15 protein-coding genes are annotated in these 18679 nt (G+C 57.4%); 9 read left to right on the top strand and 6 right to left on the bottom strand.

The features are described from left to right. Positions 1-6 precede the first annotated feature (6 nt). On the bottom strand, positions 7-1149 hold the full coding sequence (locus GS630_RS06010) for a HupE/UreJ family protein (protein WP_171711903.1): 1143 nt from the start codon (positions 1147-1149) through the stop codon (positions 7-9). 169 nt (positions 1150-1318) lie between these two features. On the opposite strand from GS630_RS06010, the gene GS630_RS06005 reads away from it, so the two are divergent. From GS630_RS06005 to GS630_RS05995, 3 genes are all read left to right on the top strand, one after another. Then, positions 1319-2212, top strand: coding sequence for a PfkB family carbohydrate kinase (locus tag GS630_RS06005; RefSeq protein WP_171237671.1), 894 nt, complete (start codon positions 1319-1321; stop codon positions 2210-2212). Beyond that, complete coding sequence (locus GS630_RS06000) at positions 2209-3120, top strand: pseudouridine-5'-phosphate glycosidase (protein WP_171618897.1); 912 nt, start codon at positions 2209-2211, stop codon at positions 3118-3120. Before GS630_RS06005 ends, GS630_RS06000 begins: the two co-directional genes overlap by 4 nt. Positions 3121-3199: 79 nt before the next feature. After that, positions 3200-3877, top strand: coding sequence for a DUF502 domain-containing protein (locus GS630_RS05995; RefSeq protein WP_171237672.1), 678 nt, complete (start codon positions 3200-3202; stop codon positions 3875-3877). Here GS630_RS05995 and GS630_RS05990 read toward each other — a convergent pair whose 3' ends face one another. Then, positions 3878-4903, bottom strand: a complete 1026-nt coding sequence (locus GS630_RS05990; protein WP_171180012.1) for a patatin-like phospholipase family protein — start codon at positions 4901-4903, stop codon at positions 3878-3880. A 64-nt stretch (positions 4904-4967) separates the two neighbouring features. After that, positions 4968-5741: a 3-hydroxybutyrate dehydrogenase gene (locus GS630_RS05985; protein ID WP_171180010.1), complete on the bottom strand. Its 774-nt coding sequence runs from the start codon at positions 5739-5741 to the stop codon at positions 4968-4970. 301 nt (positions 5742-6042) lie between these two features. Between GS630_RS05985 and GS630_RS05980 the strand changes: the two genes are divergently transcribed. Together GS630_RS05980 and GS630_RS05975 are read left to right on the top strand one after the other, a co-directional pair. Further along, the gene (locus tag GS630_RS05980) at positions 6043-7872 is read left to right on the top strand and encodes an extracellular solute-binding protein (protein ID WP_171618895.1); all 1830 of its coding nucleotides are present in this window, start codon (positions 6043-6045) and stop codon (positions 7870-7872) included. A 543-nt stretch (positions 7873-8415) separates the two neighbouring features. After that, positions 8416-8655 (top strand): hypothetical protein, encoded by a 240-nt coding sequence (locus tag GS630_RS05975; RefSeq protein WP_171237674.1) that lies wholly within the window; start codon positions 8416-8418, stop codon positions 8653-8655. On the opposite strand, the gene GS630_RS05970 is transcribed toward GS630_RS05975, so the two are convergent. Beyond that, positions 8644-9267: a helix-turn-helix domain-containing protein gene (locus GS630_RS05970; protein ID WP_171618893.1), complete on the bottom strand. Its 624-nt coding sequence runs from the start codon at positions 9265-9267 to the stop codon at positions 8644-8646. The genes GS630_RS05975 and GS630_RS05970 overlap by 12 nt on opposite strands. A gap of 65 nt (positions 9268-9332) precedes the next feature. Here GS630_RS05970 and GS630_RS05965 point away from each other — a divergent pair, with 65 nt between their 5' ends. The 4 genes from GS630_RS05965 (at position 9333) to GS630_RS05950 (ending at position 14508) form a co-directional block, all read left to right on the top strand. Continuing rightward, positions 9333-10850, top strand: a complete 1518-nt coding sequence (locus GS630_RS05965; protein ID WP_171618891.1) for a class I adenylate-forming enzyme family protein — start codon at positions 9333-9335, stop codon at positions 10848-10850. After that, entirely contained in the window at positions 10847-11506 is a 660-nt protein-coding gene (locus tag GS630_RS05960) for a DsbA family oxidoreductase (protein ID WP_171179999.1), read from the top strand. Before GS630_RS05965 ends, GS630_RS05960 begins: the two co-directional genes overlap by 4 nt. Positions 11507-11582: 76 nt before the next feature. Continuing rightward, the gene (locus tag GS630_RS05955; protein WP_171618889.1) at positions 11583-12791 is read left to right on the top strand and encodes a multidrug effflux MFS transporter; all 1209 of its coding nucleotides are present in this window, start codon (positions 11583-11585) and stop codon (positions 12789-12791) included. 58 nt (positions 12792-12849) lie between these two features. Continuing rightward, a complete protein-coding gene (locus GS630_RS05950) occupies positions 12850-14508 on the top strand; it encodes a tetratricopeptide repeat protein (RefSeq protein ID WP_171711901.1) in 1659 nt (552 codons plus the stop codon). A gap of 145 nt (positions 14509-14653) precedes the next feature. Here the strand turns inward: GS630_RS05950 and mfd are convergent, their stop codons facing one another. Continuing rightward, positions 14654-18112, bottom strand: coding sequence for a transcription-repair coupling factor (gene mfd / locus GS630_RS05945; RefSeq protein ID WP_171179992.1), 3459 nt, complete (start codon positions 18110-18112; stop codon positions 14654-14656). A gap of 21 nt (positions 18113-18133) precedes the next feature. After that, the gene (locus tag GS630_RS05940; RefSeq protein ID WP_171179990.1) at positions 18134-18658 is read right to left on the bottom strand and encodes a component of SufBCD complex; all 525 of its coding nucleotides are present in this window, start codon (positions 18656-18658) and stop codon (positions 18134-18136) included. Positions 18659-18679 lie beyond the last annotated feature (21 nt).

Here is an 18679-nt window from a genome sequence, read left to right as displayed (position 1 = left end):
CCTGCATCAACGCAGCATCCAGGGCTCGGCCAGCCAATACACCCCGAGCCCTGCAATCAGGATTGAGGCCAGAACTGCAATCCGGCTGCGGGTCCTATGCGAACCGCCAGCAAACAAAAGCGCCAGTCCAAACGCAGCCGAGGCAGCCAAAACCAGCGGCACCAAAACCCCAGCCCCAAACCCCAACAACGCTGGAAGCTGATGGTCCGGCGGCACGCCGATAGCCCTAAGAGCCCTTGCCAAAGCCAATCCAAACACTGTTCCGCCAGCAAACACCGTCAACAGGCGCGCGACCTGCAACCGTCGTGCCACGAGGTTCCACAACGCCAGCCCGATGACGAACGCCGTCGGCGCGTGTAAACCAACATAGGTCGGCACGTTCAAAACGTCGTAGACAGCCAAGCCAAGCCCAACGAACACGCCAACTGACAGAAACACCACCTGCGCCACGACTGCTCGCAAGGACAAGGACAGAAACACAAGAACCAGGGCAAGCAAGCACGGTGTGAACGGCGTGTTTATGACGTGATCGATCCCCAACGCAAAAAACGTCTGTAGTGTCTGTTGCGGCGTCAAGGATGCCCCTCCGCGCAATGGTATGAGAGGGCTGGTTTCACCAGCCGCCAAGTAACTGGTATAGGGGGCCGCAACGCCCTGCTGCCGCAGCACAATCGGCCCGCCATCAACCGGCCAGCGCAGTTTCAGGTTCGAAGCTTGATCCGGAAAAGGTGCTGTTAGCAGCAGTTTGGTAACACGCGCTTCTTCCTGACCACCGCCTTCAGAGACAACCACGCGTTCCAAAGTCAGTTTCAAACGCTCGGGAACCTGGACTTCGACGTCCTGCACCCACGTTTCAACAAACGCTCTGATCTGTGGCTCCAGTTCCGATGCCGCCATCTGCCGCAGTGTCAGATACTGCGGATCCCCGGAAAGAACTTCATGCCGTGTTGGATCAAACCCAAGCAACAGTGCTTCAGCATTCAATCCAACCTCAAGGAACAGCTTTTCATCAGCGATCCAGAAATCAATCAACGTAGGTTGGTCAGATTGCGCCCTCACCGCGCTTGAAGAAAGGAACGCAAAGACGAAACAGGTAAGTACAAAGAGGGCAAAGACACGAAGGATGGCCCGAAATACACGGCCGTTCATAAGAAACGCTCCGGAAAAAGAAACAAATCACCAATCATTGTGGTCAATTGTTCCCGTGCAGGTCTCTGATCGCAAGCGCAAAAGGCGTAAATGCCGGGTGGTTCGGGAATATCTGACGGTGGTTACGTTCTGACTTGCACGGGCATCACCGCTGCGGCATGACATCCCCATGACTCAGACCAGCAATATCCTATGTATCGGATCGGTCCTGTGGGACGTGATCGGGCGGTCGGCCAGCGCAATGCGGCAAGGTTCCGACGTGCCGGGGCGGATCACGCGCCTGCCTGGCGGCGTTGCTATGAACATCGCCATGACGCTGGTGCGCTTTGGTATGACCCCCACTTTGCTGACAGCCATCGGGCGCGATCCCGAAGGCGATGAACTTGTCCACTCTTGTTCGCGTCTTGGTATGGTGACGGATCACATCTACCGCTCACAGGATTTGCCGACCGACCGCTACATGGCGGTCGAGGGTGCGAACGGGCTGATCGCAGCCATTGCTGATGCGCATTCACTGGAAGCGGCAGGCGCAAAGATCCTACGCCCTTTGATGCACGGACCTTTGGGCTATGAAAACCAGCCATTTGAAGGCCCCATTGCACTGGACGGCAACCTGACGCTGGACCTGCTGGAAGAAATTGCCCAAAGCCCTGCTTTTGCCCGTGCCGATTTGCGCGTGGCCCCGGCCTCACCCGGTAAAGCCGAACGGCTGCTGCCCTTCCTCAAGCACGCCCGCGCCACGCTTTATGTCAACCTCGAAGAGGCTGGCATCCTGTGCCAGCGCGAATTCACCGACTCCGAATCCGCTGCCAAGGGGCTGCTGGATCGCGGTGCGCTACGCGTTCTGGTGACTGACGGCGGAAACTCAGCCACCGTCGGCAGTTCCGACGAAATCCTGACCCAAACACCCCCGTCCGTTCTGGTCACCCGCGTGACCGGTGCAGGGGATACCTTCATGGCGGCCCATATCGCCTCAGAATCCGGTGGCGCATCCAGTGATGAGGCCCTGACCCGCGCTCTGCACGCCGCTGCAACCTATGTTTCCGGAGAAACCCCACTGTGATCGACATTCAATACTCAGCCGAGGTCCGCGCCGCCAAAGACGCAGGCCAACCCATCGTCGCGCTGGAAAGCACCATCATCACCCATGGAATGCCTTATCCGCAAAACGTCGAAGTTGCGGCTCAGGTCGAACAGGACATTCGTGATGCGGGCGCAGTTCCGGCAACCATGGCGGTGATTGAAGGCAAACTGCACGTGGGGCTCGAGCCCGACCAACTGCAATGGCTGGGCCAGGCGCAAGGTGTCGCCAAGATCTCACGTGCGGACATGGCAGCTTGCATTTCGACCGGGGGCACCGGGGCCACCACCGTCGCCGCCACGATGATCGCCGCGCATTACGCCGGGATCGAGGTTTTTGCCACCGGCGGCATCGGTGGCGTGCATCAGGGGGCTGAGACGACGTTCGACATTTCTGCCGACCTGCACGAACTTGGCCATACTCCGGTCACGGTGGTTGCTGCCGGGGCCAAAGCCATCCTTGACCTCGCCAAAACGCTTGAAGTGCTAGAGACTTTGGGCGTGCCTGTCATCGCATTTGGGCAGGATGAATTTCCAGCGTTCTGGTCCGCTAAATCGCTGTTTGCTGCGCCCCTGCGCATGGATAGTGCCGACGCCATCGCCAAAGCCCACGCCATGCGCCGCGCGCTAGGTCTGCCCGGCGGACAACTGGTTGCCAATCCAATCCCTGCCACCGATCAGATTCCGGCCGAGGAACTGGCTCCCATCATCGCCGAGGCTCAGGCCGACGCAGATGCCCACCGCATTAGCGGCAAGGCCGTGACCCCATACCTTCTGCAGCGCATTTTCGAAAAAACCGAAGGCCGCTCGTTGACCGCGAACATCGCGCTGGTCCGCAACAATGCACGTCTCGCTGCCAAAATCGCGCAATCGCTGGTGCATCAGGGCTGACGCAGCCCTATTGTACCAAAGCGAGGGATTGACTACCTAAACCACGGAAACCATTCGGAACTGCTCACTCGGACCTGCAATGAACACACCTTTCGACGAAGAGCCCCACCGCCGCCCCGGCCTGCTGTCCCGGCTGCGCGCATCCTTTCTGACGGGCATCGTCGTCATTGCACCTGTCTGGTTGACGGTCTGGCTGATCTGGTCGGTGGTCGGATGGATCGACAGCGCCGTACTGCCGCTTGTGCCGCAACAGTTCCAGCCGGAACAATATGTTGGCATCAACCTGCGCGGCGTGGGTGTGGTGATCTTCCTGATTTTCACGGTACTCGTTGGCTGGATCGCCAAGGGAATACTGGGCCGTTCACTGATCCATTTCGCCGAAGGTCTGGTCGATCGGATGCCCGTCGTGCGGTCGGTTTATTCCGGGATCAAGCAAATCTCGGAAACGGTCTTTGCTCAGACTGAACGGTCATTTGAAAAAGCCTGCCTGATTCAGTACCCGCGTCGCGGTATTTGGGCCATTGGTTTTGTATCAACAAACGCGCGCGGTGAGGTCAGCAAACGCGCTGAAACCGGGGGCGAACTGCTCAGCGTTTTTGTGCCAACCACGCCCAACCCAACCTCAGGCTTCCTGCTGTTTTTTCCCGCCGAAGACGTAATATTGCTGGATATGAGCATTGAAGATGCCGCGAAACTGGTAATCTCGGCAGGTCTCGTTTACCCCAACGAAAAAGATCCGACGCAGCCGCCCGAGTGATTAGCCAAACATTGCGGGCAGATCAACCGTACTGTTCTGCCCCAAATCCGCTTTGTGTTTGACAAGAAAGTCATCCGCTGCCCTTCGCCCAGCCTCTTTCAACTTGTGCAGGATGACCGGGTTGGGCACGGTTTTGGTTGCTACAGACAAACTATTCATCAATTCGTTATCCGCAATCATGTGAACCAGTACGCGGTTCATTTCCCCGGGTTTCAGTTTTCCCTCTTTCAGCAAACGCTGCACAAAACTGATCGCCCTGAGTTCGCGAAACAGGGATGAGTTGAAGCTGATCTCATTGATCCGGTTCTGGATCTGCTGCGGTGTGACAGGCACCTCATCGCGTTCCAGCGGATTGATATTAACGATAACCACATCGTCGGGCAGATCGTCATTGAACAACGGGTAAAGCGCTGGGTTCCCCGTATACCCACCGTCCCAATACGCCTCGGTCCGCTCGGTTTCAGGATCGTATATCTCAACGGCCTTGAACAAGGTCGGCAAACAGGCCGAGGCCAGAATGGCGTCGGTTGAAATTTCATCACCCGTAAAGACGCGGATTTTCCCGCTTCGCACGCAAGTGGCACAGACAAACAGGCGCGGGCCTTCATCTGCGCATACTTCGGCGAAATTGAACCGATCAACCACCGCCTCCAACGGATTGCTGTAAAACGGACCATAGGCGTAAGGCGACACCATTCGGGACCACGCCTCGCCTATGGAATAAGGGACTGAATACTCCATAGCTCTGGAAATCGCTGCAGGCTCCACTCCTCGGAACCAATGGGCCATACGCAAATCGCCAATCGCACCCATACGCGCCCACACCGCATCCAGACTTGCGCGTGCGCCGTCGCGCCCGGCGTGCACCATACCCGACTTGAACGCTGCCCCGTTCAACGCCCCCGCTGACGTCCCGGTAATGGCCGCAACCTCGACGTCTTCTTCATCCAGAAACCTGTCGAGCACACCCCAGGTGAACGCCCCATGCGCCCCGCCGCCCTGCAATGCCAGATTGATCCGTTTCATGCCTCGGCCCCTTCATCTTTTCAGAAATACTCCGGGGGTATGAGGGCAGCGCCCCCATGGAACCTCAAAGTGCGGTCCAGCCACCATCGACCGAAATCGTTGTCCCGGTAATCTGAGCCGCCGCGTCCGAGCACAGGAACTGCACGGTGCCGCCCAACTGTTCGACAGTGGCGAATTCCTTCGAAGGCTGCCGTTCCAGCAAGATATTCTTCACAACATCTTCACGGCTCATGTTGTATTCCTTCATCGTATCCGGGATCTGCGCCTCAACCAGAGGTGTCAGAACATAGCCCGGACAGATGGCGTTGCAGGTGATCGGCTCTTGCGCGGTCTCAAGCGCGACGGTCTTGGTCATCCCAACCACACCATGCTTTGCAGCAACATAGGCCGCCTTGTAAGGCGAGGCGGTCAGACCATGAGCCGAGGCAATATTGACGATCCGGCCCCAACCCGCCTTACGCATCATCGGCAGTGCAGCAGCTGTGGTGTGGAAAGCCGAGTTCATATTGATCGCAATAATGGCGTCCCATTTTTCGGTCGGGAACTTGTCGATCGGAGAGACATGCTGAATGCCCGCGTTGTTCACCAGAATATCGCAGGCCCCTGCCTGCTCGATCAGTGCACGGCACTCATCGCCTTTGGACATGTCCGCTTTGATGTAGCGCGCGTTGGTTCCGGTCTCTTTCGCTATCTCTGCGGCCAGCGCATGATCTTCATCCCGATCGGTAAAGGAATTCAAAACCACGTTGGCCCCCGCCTTGGCCAACTCGCGCGCGACCCCCAGACCGATGCCTGAATTTGATCCTGTAATGATTGCCGTTTTGCCGGAAAGGCTCATGACCGATCTCCCTTATGCGATGTCCTGGCGCACCATGCCATGCTGCACCTGCAAAGAAAACGGGGAAACTATGGAAACGATACCCAGGTCCTGGACATCCCGATCTGCTCAAAAAAAAACGCCCGCACGAAGCGGGCGTTAAGTTATTGAGGCAGGTTTCATACAGGCAAGAAACCTATCGAGCAGTAAGACCTTTATAAGCAATTCTATGCCTTCGTCCAAGCTAAAAGTTTGATAATAAGAAAAATCATCACTACGGTGATCCCCAACAAAATAAGGCCAGAGCAGGATTGTTTCCAAAATGAGCCCGGATTTTCTCCGACCGTTTCGACAATTTGCGGCGGGAATCGCCAGCATTTTTCTCACGTCTGTCGCCCATGCAGAATCGTCTCATGGCATAGCTATGTATGGGGAACCGGCCCTACCACCGGATTTTGTGTCTCTCCCCTACGCCAATCCAGATGCGCCCAAAGGCGGCAAAGCGGTGTTCGGAAACACCGGCGGCTATAACAGCTTGAACCCGTTTTTGCAAAAAGGCACCTCTCCGTGGCAATTGCCGTTTTGGACCCATGAAAGCCTGATGGGGCGGTCTTGGGATGAACCTTTCACGCTTTACGGGCTGTTAGCCGAATCAGTTGAGGCAGCACCAGACCGGTCCTGGGTCGAATTCACCCTGCGCGAAGAGGCGCAGTTTTCCGACGGCAGCCCTGTTACGGTCGAAGATGTGATCTGGTCCTATGAGACCCTAGGGACCGAGGGTCATCTGCGCTATCGCGGGCTGTGGGGCAAGATCGACAGCATTGAACAGACCGGACCGCGCTCGGTTCGGATTTCATTCAACGAACCAGACCGGGAACTGGCCTTGCTGGCTGGGATGCGCCCCATCCTGCAAAAGGCGCAATGGGAGGGAAAGGATTTTGCAAACGCCACGTTGCAGGATATTCCAATCGGCACCGGCCCTTATGTGATCGACGATTACGAAGCAGGCCGCTATGTGAACCTGCGTCGAAACCCGAACTATTGGGGTAATGACATCCCGTTTCGCCGCGGCACCATGAACCTCGACGATCTACGGATCGAGTTCTACGGCGACGGCTCTGTCGCATTTGAGGCGTTCAAAGCCGGAGAGCTTTCGGCTGTACGCGAATTCAACGCCGACAAATGGACCAAGCAATACAACTTCCCGGCCGTTCAGCGCGGAGATGTGATCAAGACCGAAATCCCCCATGGCAAACCGTCCGGGATGACCGGCTTTGTGATGAACACTCGCAAACCACCGCTGGACGATTGGCGGGTGCGCGAGGCGCTGACCCTTGCCTTCAATTTCGAATTTATCAACGACACTGTCACAGGTGGCGCGCAGCCGCGTATTTCGTCGTATTTCTCTGGATCTGATCTGGCGATGCAACCCGGACCTGCCCCTGCACCAGTGCAGGCTTTGCTGGCACCTTTCGAAGCAGACCTTACACCCGGCACGCTGGAAGGCTATGAACTGCCGCAAGGTGATGGATCAGAACGGAACAGGCGCAACATTCGCAAGGCCGTCAAGCTTCTGGAAGACGCGGGCTGGACCGTTCAGGATGGTGTGTTGAAAAACGTGGAAGGCCAGCCGTTCAAGATTGAAATGGTGATCAGCCAGGGCAGCCTGAATGTCGTGCAGGACGTCAGCACAATTGCCGAGATTTACGCCCGCGCCTTAGAACGTCTGGGCATCGAGCTGGTGGTCGAAAAAGTCGATGACGCGCAATACACCTCGCGCATGAACGAGCTTGATTTCGACATGACGCCTTTCCGCCGCGCTCTGTCCTTGTCACCAGGAAACGAACAAAGGTTCTATTGGGGCAGTGAATACGTCGACACACCGGGCACGCGCAACCTGATGGGTGTATCCTCGCCTGCCGTTGACGCGATGATCGATGCCATGCTGGCATCTGAAACGCGCGAAGACTTCACAACAGCCACCCGCGCACTGGACCGCGTCTTGACTGCCGGCCGCCTTGTGATCCCGATCTGGAGCTTTGATGTCGGGCGCATCGCGCATGTCCGCGAGCTCAAGTTTCCCGACACGGTGCCGATCTATGGTGACGGTCCGCAGTACATGCCCGACGTTTGGTGGTACGACGCGAATTAAACACTCTTTAACCAACCGGGGTCAGCTGAACCCGGGTTGGTTCGATTTGCCTGGTGAAAATGCACGGGGTTTGGCAAATTTCTGCTGATCACACCTTGCGGCACCCGGCGCCCATTTGCCGATCGCTGCACACCGGAAGATCGTCACAATCACACAAGTCTGCCATTTGACGTTCACAAAGCTCGTTGAGGTCTATCAATACTTGGTGAGTAAATCGAGGCGCCGTTCAAAATCCTTTATTTACTGGGCAAAACGTGTATACACCCTGTACTTACTAGGTCAGGTGCAGAACTGGCTTCACGCATTTCGGCACTGCACCTGAACAATCCGGCAATGCCGGACAAAGCATAACCGGGCCCGCCACCACTCACACCAAATGCAGGCCCGTCCGCCCGTTGCGGATGTTTCGCAGCGGGCAACAAACCTCTGATCAATCGCGAAAGATAGGTGCGACATTTTGTCATGTCTTACCTTGCGGCAGCCTTTCCGTACCCTGATGTCGGGGGAGAGCAGTCCTAATGGCTACAAAAGGAAAGCTCATAGATGATGAACTGGACGGATCTTACACAAGACTGGAGCGCGGCCTACGCACGTGCAAAACGGCGCTTTCCGAACTTGCGGGATCAGGACATGATGCGCGTTTCTAAGGATCGAAAGGGGTTCGAAGCCTATCTGGCCGAGCGCCACCAACTCACAATTAACGAAGCGCATGAAGAGGTCGAAGATTTCCTGTTTACCGAAGGCCTGAACCGCGAATTCGCTCACGCGTCTTTAAGCAAGTGATGTGACCCAAAGGATCGTCGCATCTTCGTCACTGACGGAGATCACATTGTGACCCATGCTGCCATCGTAATATGCGCTGTCACCACGGCGCATTTCGACGGGTTCATAAAACTCGGTAAACAACCGCACGACACCGGTGAGGACATACATGAACTCTTCACCGTCGTGACGTACCCAGCCTTCAAATTCCTCCATTGACCGCGCCCGTACACGCGCACGGTAGGGCAGCATGTGTTTCTTGGTCAGCGTCTCGGCCAGCAACTCATGTTCATAGGTGGCAGTTGCATGGGCTGCCCCATCGCCGGATCGTGTCACGGCCATACGGCCAATCACCTGATTGCGTTGTGGCGGCGTAAACAGTTGCGGCACTGATATTTCCAAGCCAATCGCCAACTTCTTGAGCGCATCATAGGTAGGCGACATCTGCCCATTTTCTATCTTGCTGAGGGTCGAACGTGCCAATCCCGCCTGCGTGGCGGCTTGTTCCAAAGTCCAATTCCGCGCTTTGCGCAGCTCGCGCACCCGTGCGCCAAGGTCCAGTGGTTCGACTTCGGTATGATCACCTGTGTCACGGGCAATTCGGATCAGGGATTTGGGATCTTGAGTGCTCATGCCCCTCTCTATAGGCCCGGTCCGCCGCGCTTGCAACGCGGCAGGCTCCGCGATAGCCAAAGGCCATGTTGTCCATCTTTGATAAAGGGGCGCCTGAGCCCTGCCCCACACCTTTCAATCTGGCGGCGCATGTCCTGGGCCAAGCGGATCGCATCCCCGAAAAGGTTGCCCTATCCGTGCTGCGTGAGACGGGCGCTCAGGATTGGAGCTTTCGCGATCTGAAAGCAGCCGTATTGGGGACTGGCGCAGGGTTGTTGCAAGCAGGCTTGAAGCCCGGCGACATTGCGTTGATGCGGCTGGGCAATACAGTGGATTTCCCGATCGCATATCTTGGCGCAATTGCAGTGGGCATCGTTCCTGTGCCGACATCGTCGCAACTGACCGAGCCTGAAACGGCCAAAATGATCGCGGAACTTTCCCCAGCGGCCGTTCTGCGCGACCCCGACGTTGCCTGCGCCGCGCACCCCAATCAGATTGGGTTGGATGCGTTGAATTCCATCCGAAGCCTGCCTGCAGCCCATTTTGCCATGGGCGACCCCGAGCGAATGGCCTATGTCGTCTACACCTCTGGAACGTCAGGCAAGCCACGTGCGGTGGCCCATGCCCACCGGGCAATCTGGGCGCGGCAGATGATGGTCGATGGCTGGTACGGTCTGCGCGACACCGACCGATTGTGCCACGCGGGCGCGTTCAACTGGACTTATACGCTGGGCACCGGGTTAATGGACCCGTGGACCATTGGCGCAACGGCCCTGATCCCGGAACGCGGCACCAGTATTGACGCGCTGCCCACCTTGTTGCGCCAGCACCGTGCGACGATCTTTGCTGCAGCCCCCGGAGTCTTTCGGAAGATGCTGCAAATGTCCGAACACATGGAATTGCCCGACCTGCGCCATGGCTTATGCGCGGGTGAGAAACTCTCGCGCGCTCTGCATGAGAAATGGGTTTCCAGCACCGGCACCGATCTATTCGAAGCCTACGGCATGTCCGAATGCTCGACCTTTATTTCCTCAAGCCCGACCCACCCCGCGCGTAGCGACGCGCTGGGGCAGCCGCAACCGGGGCGTCGCGTGGCGATCCTGGGGACGGATGGCCCAGTACCACAAGGACAGGAAGGCACCATCGCCATACACCGCTCGGACCCCGGTTTGATGCTGACCTATCTTAACGCACCCGACGAAGCTGAGGCGCGGATGCAAGGCGACTGGTTTCTGACCGGAGATCAGGGCGCAATGGCAGTGGACGGCCAGATCAGCTATCTGGGCCGCGATGATGACATGATGAACGCCGGCGGCTATCGCGTGTCGCCAGTCGAGGTTGAAGCCGCCCTGTCCCGCTTTCCCGGCATCACGCAGGTCGGCGCAGCGGCAATTGAGGTCAAACCGGACACATTTGTGATAGCAGCCTTCTATACCGGCCCGGAAAAGCTGGACGATGCGGCCCTGCGCGCCTATGTCGAGGCCAATCTGGCGCGCTACAAGCAACCGCGCGCCTTCATCCACCTGCCTGTCCTGCCAACCGGCGGCAATGGCAAACTTCTGCGCCGGGCGTTGCCGGCCTATTTCGAGGCACCAAGCAAATGACCCAGACCGTCAAACTCGACATCCTGTCCGACCCGATCTGCCCTTGGTGCTATATCGGCAAAACCCATTTGGACAAGGCTTTGGCCAATGTCCCTGATCACCCCTTTGTCATCGAATGGCATCCGTTTCAGCTGAACCCCGAAATGCCGGATGCGGGCATGGACCGGCGTGAGTATCTTGAACGCAAGTTCGGCGGCAAGGACGGTGCGGTACGGGCCTATGCTCCGGTGGTGGAGCATGCAGAGAATGCGGGCCTGAAGATCGACTTCGAAGGCATGAAGCGCACGCCCAACACGTTGGACGCCCATCGCCTGATCCATTGGGCCGGAATCGAAGGCAAACAGAACGCTGTCGTCGATGCCTTGTTCGATGCATATTTCGTGCAAGCCCGTGACATCGGTGACCCCGAAGTGCTGTCTGACATCGCCGACAGCGCCGGTATGGACGCCGCCGTCGTCATGAAATTGCTGAAATCTGACGCCGACCGCGAAGATATTCGCAACCGGGACAGCCATTCGCGTGATATGGGCGTCAGTTCGGTCCCCACCTACATTGTGGCCAATCAACACGCTGTTCCAGGGGCGCAACCCCCTGAGATGTGGGAAAAAGTGATCGCCGAGATCATGTCTCAACTTGAGGCCTCCTCTGCAGAATAGCACAGAGGTCTGTGCGAATTTCCAGTCTGGCTTAACCTGATCCGCCGTGATAGCGCGAACAGGTTAGGAGTTCTTCATGACCAACCGCATGTCGAAGGCGGAATTCATTGCGCTAATCGCAATGATGTTCGCCACTATCGCCTTTTCGATCGATTCAATGCTGCCCGCCCTGCCAGAAATCGGCGCGCAGCTCAGCCCCGATGACATCAATCAGGCACAGTTGATCCTAACGTCCTTTGTGCTGGGCATGGGGATTGGCACATTCTTTACCGGTCCGATCTCGGATGCGTTGGGGCGCAAACCCGTAATTTTCGGCGGCGCAGTTCTTTACATTGCGGCATCTGCGGTTGCGTGGGCCAGTTCCTCGCTCGAGCTGGTTCTGATCGCACGTGTTGTGCAAGGTTTAGGCGCAGCTGGTCCGCGGGTCGTGGCTATGGCTATTATCCGAGACCTTTATTCCGGTCGTGAAATGGCCCGAATCGTATCAATAGCCATGATGATCTTCACGCTAGTTCCAGCCATCGCACCAATGCTGGGTGCGGGTGTGATCGCCCTGTTCGGCTGGCGCGGCATCTTCGTCTCTTTCATCCTGTTTGCACTGATCGTTGTCAGTTGGATGGGTGTTCGCCTGCCCGAATCCCTCGCCGCAGAAAACCGTCGCCCCTTCCGCCTGCCCCTGATGATCGCCGCCGTGCAAGAGATGTTTGCCCACCCCACAGTGCGTCTGTCGATCTTTGTTCAGACACTGTGCATGGGGATGCTGTTTACTATGCTTACCATGGTGCAGCCGGTTTATGATGTGATTTATGATCGGGCCGAAAGCTTTCCCTTCTGGTTCGGCTTCGTCGCCCTGATGTCAGGGTCGGCAAGTTTGCTGAACGCTGCATTGGTCGTGCGTGTCGGAATGCGACGTATGGTGACATTTGCCTTTGGCGCTCAGATCGCCATCACATCGCTGGTCATTCTTCTCAACATGACGAACCTGCCGCCAAACGCCTCATTTGCGCTGTTCGTCTTTTGGCAAACCATGGTTTTCTTCATGGCTGGCATGACAATCGGCAACCTGAACGCCATCGCAATGGAGCCTATGGGCCATATTGCAGGCATGGCAGCTTCGGTGATCGGGGCAATTTCGACTGTGCTGGCAGCCGTCATCGCCGCCCCGATCGGATTGCTGTTCGACGGTTCCATCGCACCTTTGACTTTCGGCATCCTGACCATGTGCGTTCTTGCCTTCGGCCTCATGCTGCATATGGGCCGCTTGGAAGAGCGCCTGCCCGCCTGACCTGTGCAAGCCGTTGGAAACGCGCTACCCTCCGCTCAAGCTGAGGGGAGGGTTTTCAATGAGCGACTACTACGATCTAGGTACATACACCTGCCCAGTTTCCACTTCGAACCCCGAAGCACAACGGTGGTTCGACCGGGGCCTGAACTGGACCTACGGTTATAATCACGAAGAAGCCGTCGCCTGTTTTCAACGCGCGGTCGAGCATGACCCCCAATGCGCCATGGCTCATTGGGGTGTGGCCTATGCGGCGGGTCCGAATTACAACCTGCCCTGGGACTTACAGGACGACCGAGGACGCAAAAAGGCACTGACGCTGGCCCATGACGCAATGCAGAAGGCTTTGGAAAATGCCGATAACTGCACGCCTGTTGAGCAGGCTCTGATCCACGCTCTGCCCGCACGTTACCCGCAATCCGATCCAATCGAGGGCATGCACCAGTGGGATCATGACTTTGCTGACGCAATGCGCGCGGCATTTGCAACGCACCAAGATCACCTCGACCTTCGTACAATCTATGTCGAAGCGTTGCTGAACCTAACACCATGGCAGATGTGGGATCTGAATACCGGCCAACCCGCAGAAGGCGCAGCCACACTTGAAGCACAAGAGGTGCTTGAATGGGCCATAGCCAACGATCCCGACGCAATGTCGCATCCTGGCTTGTTGCATCTTTACGTCCACCTGATGGAGATGTCGCCAACGCCAGAAAAGGCACTGAAAGCCGGGGATGTTTTGCGCACATTGGTACCGGATGCGGGCCATCTCGTGCATATGCCGACGCATATCGATGTGCTGTGCGGCCATTACCAAAATGTGGTGCACTGGAATGAAAAAGCCTCGGAAGCTGACTTGAAGTATTACGAACGTGAAGGCGCGTTCAACATCTACACTGGCTATCGTCAACACAACTATCACTTCGCGATTTACGGTGCCCTGTTTCTGGGACAGATCGAACCCGCCCTGCGCGCCAATCAGGGCCTTTGGGATACAACGCCCGAAGAGATGCTGCGTATCGAAAGCCCGCCCATGGCTGATTTCTTCGAAAGCTACATGTCCATGGGGCCGCACATCCTGATCCGGTTTGGCCGCTGGGAAGAGGCCAAGGCGCTGGACCTTCCCTCCGATCCGGACCTTTACCGCACCCTGACAGCCACGACCCACTACGCCCGCGCCATCGCTCATGCCGCAACCGGCGATGTCGTCCACGCCGAAGCTGAAGAGAACCTGTTTCTCGCAGCCAAGGAATGCGTCCCCGAAACCCGCAGACTGCACAACAATCGTGTGGTCGATCTGCTCGAGATCGCACAGGAAATGCTGCGGGGCGAGATCGAATATCGCAAAGGCAACTTCGAAATCGCCTTTGCTCATCTACGTCGCTCGGTCGAGTTGGACGACACCTTGCCCTATGACGAACCCTGGGGTTGGATGCAGCCCACCCGCCACGCGCTTGGGGCATTGCTGTTTGAACAAGGCCATATGGCCGAAGCCGAAGATGTATATCGCGAAGATCTGGGCTTGGGCGGTGCGCTAAGCCGCGCCTCTATCCACCCCGACAATGTGTGGAGCCTGAAGGGGTTGCACGATTGCCTCATGGCGCGCAACGAACAGGTGGAAATCCGCCAAATCAAACAGCGGCTCGACATGGCATTGGCACGAGCCGACCGGATGGTGGCGGCCTCTTGCTTCTGTGCGCAGGCCGCGATGCGTTATTAGTGGGATAGATCGCGCTGCCGCGCGATGCTTCCGGCGGAGGTATTTTTAGCCAGATGAAGCGGGGATCCGTCTCTTCATCTGGCCGCAAATACCTCGGGGGAGATGCGCGGAACGCGCAGCGGGGGCAGCGCCCCCTGCCCACATCTCAACCGGCTTTGGCCTTTTTCTTTTGCGCGACCACTTTTTCAGCAAGGTCGCGGGCGATCGCAAAGGCACCTTTGATCTTGTCACTGTCTTTCTTCCAATCGCGCCGCACAACGATCTTGTTGTCCTTGACCTTGGCCATACCACGCTGATTCTGGATGAATTCGACCAGCCCCTGAGGCGAAGCAAACTTGTCGTTGTGAAACTGAATGGTTGCGCCCTTTGGGCCGCCATCCAGCTTGGCAATCCCGGCGCGCTTGCACATCGCCTTGATGCGAACGACCAGCATCAGAGTGTTGACCTCTTTTGGCAGTTTTCCGAACCGGTCGATCAGTTCGGCGGCGAACCCTTCTAGCTCCACCTTGGTCGAAAGCGAGGACAGGCGGCGATACAAGCCCAAGCGCACATCCAGATCGGGCACGTAATCCTCCGGGATCAGAACCGGCACGCCCAAATTGATCTGCGGGGCCCATTGATCGTCGGCATCCGACAGCCCCTCCATCTCACCTGCCTTGATCTTGGCAATCGCCTCTTCCAGCATGGATTGGTAGAGCTCGTACCCCACGTCGCGCATCTGGCCGGACTGTTCCTCACCCAGAAGGTTACCTGCTCCGCGAATGTCCAGGTCTTGCGACGCTAGTGTGAACCCCGCCCCCAGCGTATCCAACGAGCCCAAAACGCGCAGGCGTTTTTCAGCCGTGGCGGTCAGCTTCTGACGCGGCTTGGTAGTCAGGTAAGCATAGGCACGAGTCTTCGACCGCCCTACCCGCCCCCGTATCTGATAGAGTTGCGCAAGACCGAACATATCCGCGCGGTGAACAACCATTGTGTTTGCGGTCGGAATATCGAGCCCGCTTTCGACAATGGTCGTGGCCAGCAGCACGTCATATTTGCCGTCGTAAAACGCATTCATTCGGTCGTCGAGTTCACCCGCTGCCATCTGACCATGCGCCACCACATAAGTCAGTTCGGGCAGTTGGTCCTTCAGGAACTCTTCAATCTCCGGCAGGTCCGAAATACGGGGTACCACATAGAAACTCTGACCGCCGCGATAGTGTTCACGCAACAGCGCCTCTCGGATCGTGACGGCATCGAACTCGCTGACATATGTTCGGATGGCTAAGCGGTCGATGGGAGGCGTTCCGATGATCGACAGATCGCGCACGCCGGTCAGCGATAATTGCAGCGTCCGAGGTATCGGAGTCGCGGTTAAGGTCAGCACGTGAATGTCGCTGCGCAGTTGCTTCAGACGTTCTTTGTGACCTACGCCGAAATGCTGTTCCTCATCGATGATCAGCAAGCCCAGATTGTTAAACCGAATGGTCTTGGCCAGCAGAGCATGGGTGCCGATCACAATATCCACCGTTCCGCGTGCCAGCCCATCACGGGTTTGCTGAGCTTCTTTCGCGGACACAAACCGCGACAGCTGCCGCACTTCCAGCGGAAAACCGCGGAACCGTTCCTTGAAACTGGCCGCGTGTTGGCGGGCTAACAGGGTTGTTGGTGCCACGACGGCCACCTGTACGCCGGACATGGCCGCCACAAAGGCGGCCCGCATGGCGACCTCGGTTTTGCCAAAGCCCACGTCGCCACAGATCAGGCGATCCATTGGGGCACCAGAATGCATGTCTTCCATCACATCCGAAATGGCCCGCAGCTGGTCATCGGTCTCCTGATACGGGAAGCGTGCGCTGAACTCCTCCCACGCGTGCGGCGGCGGGTCCATCACCGGAGCCTTGCGCAGGGCACGTTCAGCGGCGATGCGGATCAGTTTGTCCGCCATCTCGCGAATGCGTTCTTTCAGCTTGGCCTTCTTGGCCTGCCAAGCGCCACCACCAAGACGGTCCAGCAAACCTTCGTCATGGCCGTATTTCGACAGAAGTTCGATGTTTTCGACCGGCAGGTACAGCTTGGCTTGCTCGGCGTATTCCAGCAGCAGGCATTCGTGCGCGGCGCCTGCGGCTGTAACGACCTCCATCCCCATATAGCGACCGATCCCGTGGTCCACATGCACCACCAGATCACCGGGGCTAAGAGATTGGGTCTCGGTCAGGAAGTTCTCGGCCTTGCGCCGCTTCTTGGGCTGGCGGATCAGGCGGTCACCCAATACGTCCTGTTCGGCGATGACTGTCAGGCCAGGGGTTTCAAACCCGTGCTCCAGTGCCCAAACAGCAAGATGCAAACCGCGTTTACCGATGCGGGTGCCGTTCGTCACCGGGATGGCCTCGGCCAGACCTTCATCTTCGATCAAACCGGTCAGACGTTCGCGCGCACCTTCTGAATAAGAGGCGATCAACACAGGGCCTTTGTCGAGCTTGGCTGTGATATGGCTGGCCAAAGCGCCAAACAGGCTGATGTTCTCCTGCTGACGTTCCGGGGCAAAGTTGCGCCCAATTCGCCCGCCTGCGTCAATGACACCGGGCCCAGATGCCTGCGGCAAAGGACTGAACTGCATCACCCTGCGATCTGCAACTGCGGCCTCCCACGCGGCATCGTCAAGGTACAGCAGCCCCGGAGGCGTCGGTTTATAAACCGTGTCCATGCGGGACCGGTTTTCCAGCGCCAGACGCCGGGTTTCGTATTGATCGGCAATCGTATCCCACCGCGCCAGACGCGCTGGTGTGACCTGATCATCCAAGGTGATTGTGGCGTTCGGCAGATAGTTAAACAGCGTCTCAAGCTTGTCGTGAAAAAACGGCAGCCAATGCTCGATGCCCTGATGTTTGCGACCGGCACTGACCGCTTCGTAAAGCGGATCATCTGTACCTGCCGCGCCAAATTCGATGCGATAATTCTGACGGAACCGGGTGATAGCGGCCTCGTCCAAAATGACCTCGGATACAGGCGCAAGTTCCACTACATCCAGCTTTTCAGTGGTGCGCTGAGACACCGGATCAAAGCGACGCGCACCGTCCAGAACGTCTCCGAAAAGATCCAGACGGACAGGACCGGATTCGCCCGGGGGGAAGATGTCGATGATGCCGCCGCGAATGGCATAGTCGCCGGGCTCCATCACTGTTGGGCTTTGGGTGAATCCCATACGCACCAGAAAATTCCTGAGCGCGGTCTCGTCGATGCGCTGATCAACACGCGCGGTAAACGCCGCCTCGCGCAGCACCTCGCGCGCGGGTACGCGCTGGGTCGCGGCATTCAGCGTGGTCAGCAGTACGAATTTCTGCGGCATCTGATGGACCAGTGCCGCCAAAGTGGCCACTCGTGCCGCTGAAATATCCGCGTTCGGCGACACACGGTCGTAAGGAAGACAATCCCAGCCGGGAAACACAAAAACCGGAATGTCGGGGGCAAAGAAGGCCAGCGCGGCGCGCATCGCCTCCATCCGTTTGTCATCTCGTGCGACATGGGCCACCGGTCCGTTGCTGCGGGCGATTTCGTTCAGCACGAGCTGCGCGTCAAACCCTTCGGGGGCACCGCCAACTGTCACGTGGTTCGGAGCCTTCATCGCCTCGCCTTTCAGATTTTTCTACCCAAGAACGCCAATCGAGATGTTCTGATACATGCCCCAGAAAGAAGTGACCAGTATCGAGATCATGCCGATGATCTGCGTGTACAGCCTGCAGCGTGAAATGGTCTTGGAAACAGTTTCCAGCGTCAGTTCCTGCCGGCGCAGACGTCTTGCTTGCGATATGTTCACCAGCAACACCAAAGTCATTGGAAACGCCAACAAAAACACCGCCTGTGCAAACTCTACGTCATAGTAGAAACCCAGCATTGCCAAACCCGTGAGCATAAAGCACGCAAGCGCCAGGAGGATGGCACCCGACATATCTACGATCAGCAAAATCCGGTTCGTGTGAATGCGCACAATGTCCAGAAGGTCGATTTCAACCTGCCCGCCAATCCGACGCGCACGAACAACCAAATCATACGGAATGCCCATCACCCAATGACTGGCGGATGACCAAAATACCGCCAGCACAATCCAATACCACAGATTCGAAAAGCTGCGCATGTCAATGAGTTCAAAGATCGAAGAGTACCAGTCCAAACCCAACCCTTTATTCAAACC

This window comes from Ruegeria sp. HKCCD7303, assembly GCF_013111185.1.
In the GTDB taxonomy this organism is placed as follows: Bacteria; Pseudomonadota; Alphaproteobacteria; order Rhodobacterales; family Rhodobacteraceae; genus Ruegeria.
Note: the sequence above shows the minus strand (reverse complement) of the source record. Positions and strands in the feature narration are given on the sequence as shown.

Excerpts from the sequence above, each read along its gene's own strand:
- GS630_RS06010 (WP_171711903.1), bottom strand. The coding sequence starts at position 1,149 with ATGAACGGCCGTGTATTTCGGGCCATCCTTCGTGTCTTTGCCCTCTTT.
- GS630_RS06005 (WP_171237671.1), top strand. The coding sequence starts at position 1,319 with ATGACTCAGACCAGCAATATCCTATGTATCGGATCGGTCCTGTGGGAC.
- GS630_RS05995 (WP_171237672.1), top strand. The coding sequence starts at position 3,200 with ATGAACACACCTTTCGACGAAGAGCCCCACCGCCGCCCCGGCCTGCTG.
- GS630_RS05990 (WP_171180012.1), bottom strand. The coding sequence starts at position 4,903 with ATGAAACGGATCAATCTGGCATTGCAGGGCGGCGGGGCGCATGGGGCG.
- GS630_RS05985 (WP_171180010.1), bottom strand. The coding sequence starts at position 5,741 with ATGAGCCTTTCCGGCAAAACGGCAATCATTACAGGATCAAATTCAGGC.
- GS630_RS05980 (WP_171618895.1), top strand. The coding sequence starts at position 6,043 with ATGAGCCCGGATTTTCTCCGACCGTTTCGACAATTTGCGGCGGGAATC.
- GS630_RS05975 (WP_171237674.1), top strand. The coding sequence starts at position 8,416 with ATGATGAACTGGACGGATCTTACACAAGACTGGAGCGCGGCCTACGCA.
- GS630_RS05970 (WP_171618893.1), bottom strand. The coding sequence starts at position 9,267 with ATGAGCACTCAAGATCCCAAATCCCTGATCCGAATTGCCCGTGACACA.
- GS630_RS05965 (WP_171618891.1), top strand. The coding sequence starts at position 9,333 with ATGTTGTCCATCTTTGATAAAGGGGCGCCTGAGCCCTGCCCCACACCT.
- GS630_RS05960 (WP_171179999.1), top strand. The coding sequence starts at position 10,847 with ATGACCCAGACCGTCAAACTCGACATCCTGTCCGACCCGATCTGCCCT.
- GS630_RS05955 (WP_171618889.1), top strand. The coding sequence starts at position 11,583 with ATGACCAACCGCATGTCGAAGGCGGAATTCATTGCGCTAATCGCAATG.
- GS630_RS05950 (WP_171711901.1), top strand. The coding sequence starts at position 12,850 with ATGAGCGACTACTACGATCTAGGTACATACACCTGCCCAGTTTCCACT.
- mfd (WP_171179992.1), bottom strand. The coding sequence starts at position 18,112 with ATGAAGGCTCCGAACCACGTGACAGTTGGCGGTGCCCCCGAAGGGTTT.